This is a genomic window from Rathayibacter sp. AY1D5, from assembly GCF_002932515.1.
In the GTDB taxonomy this organism is placed as follows: Bacteria; Actinomycetota; Actinomycetes; order Actinomycetales; family Microbacteriaceae; genus Rathayibacter.
Genome location: NZ_PSVU01000114.1, coordinates 1 through 1,236, shown reverse-complemented (window position 1 = coordinate 1,236; position 1,236 = coordinate 1). Strand labels below are relative to the sequence as shown.

Below are 1,236 nucleotides of genomic sequence, written 5' to 3'. Positions count from 1 at the left end.
GAGGGGATCGATCCCGAGCGTCTCGGCGGCAAGCTCGCGCACGAGGACCCGGCCGAGGAGGAAGCCGTCCCGGACCTCGCGTCGACTCGTCGCCTCGTAGCGCAGGCGCTCGGCGAGGGTGAGCAGGCGCAGCATCCGGTGGCGGGCGGAGTCGAGGACCTCGGGCCGCGCCCAGCGCAGCTGCACGTCGTCGGTGGCGAGGAGGGGGAGTCCGGTCATGCCCCGGACGCTACGCACGCCAGGCGACATCGGCGTGACGGGAGGGTGGCCGGAGGGAGACGGGCCGCTGTTGACTGGGAGGCGTGCAGACCTTCCTCCCCTACCCCGACTTCTACCGCAGCGTCCGCGCCCTCGACGGCAAGCGGCTCGGCAAGCAGCGCGTCGAGACGCTGCAGGTCATGCGGGCGCTGACCGTCCCGGGGTACGGCTGGCAGAACCACCCCGTCACGCGGATGTGGCGGGGCTACCGACCGGCGCTGATGACCTACCAGCGCGAGACCTGCGCGGAGTGGACGGAGCGCGGCTTCGCCGACACGTGCCTCGTGAAGACCGAGGAGGCCCTCGCCGCCACCCCGGAGGATCTCGCCGCCTACCTGACCGGCGACTACGCGCTCCCGCCGTGGTTCGGCGACGAGCGGCTGCACCTCTCGCACCGCTCGAAGCTCGTGGTCAAGGACGAGGACCACTACGGCCCGCTGTTCCCCGGCACGCCGCCGGGGCTCGACTACCTCTGGCCCGTCGGCGCCTGAGCTCAGGCCGCGGGCGGGCGGAGGAACGGGATCGCGATGCGCGGACGGAACACCTCGCGCTGGTTCGCCTTCACCAGTCCGCAGATGATCAGCACGAAGTGCACCAGCCAGAGCACGGCGAACAGCGTGATCGGGATGCCGATCGGATAGAAGTCCTTCGCGAGCGGGGTGTCGGAGGCGGCGAAGAGCAGCACGACGTGCGCGCCGAGCGTCACGACCCCGATCAGGATCACCGTCAGACCCCAGTTCGCCGCGTTCCGCGCGTTCTCGGCGGCGAGCCCGCCCTTCCTCCGGGCGGACGGGTACACGGAGGCCATGACGATGCCGCCCACGATCAGGCTGAGGAACGGGATCCCGATGAACGCGAGGAAGCCGAGAGCGTACGAGAGGGCGCCCGTGGGCGGTGCGGGGACGGCCTGCGGAGGAGCGACCGGAGCGGCCTCCGGGGTCGTCGCGTCGGCCGGTCGAGGGTCGGAGGAGGGGCTCG

The 1,236-nt window shown here is 72.0% G+C and carries 3 protein-coding genes; 1 reads left to right on the top strand and 2 read right to left on the bottom strand.

The window, feature by feature from the left end:
* Positions 1-219, bottom strand: a 219-nt coding sequence (locus C5C82_RS17080) for a hypothetical protein (RefSeq protein WP_219814868.1), incomplete at its 3' end; no start/stop codon positions are given.
* Positions 220-302: 83 nt separating this feature from the next.
* Between C5C82_RS17080 and C5C82_RS17075 the strand changes: the two genes are divergently transcribed.
* Positions 303-749 carry an MSMEG_6728 family protein gene (locus C5C82_RS17075; protein WP_104355435.1) on the top strand — a complete coding sequence of 149 codons (447 nt, stop codon included), beginning with the start codon at positions 303-305 and terminating at the stop codon, positions 747-749.
* Positions 750-751: 2 nt separating this feature from the next.
* On the opposite strand, the gene C5C82_RS17070 is transcribed toward C5C82_RS17075, so the two are convergent.
* The coding region (locus C5C82_RS17070; RefSeq protein ID WP_104355434.1) for a DUF4870 domain-containing protein at positions 752-1,236 on the bottom strand (485 nt) is incomplete at its 5' end.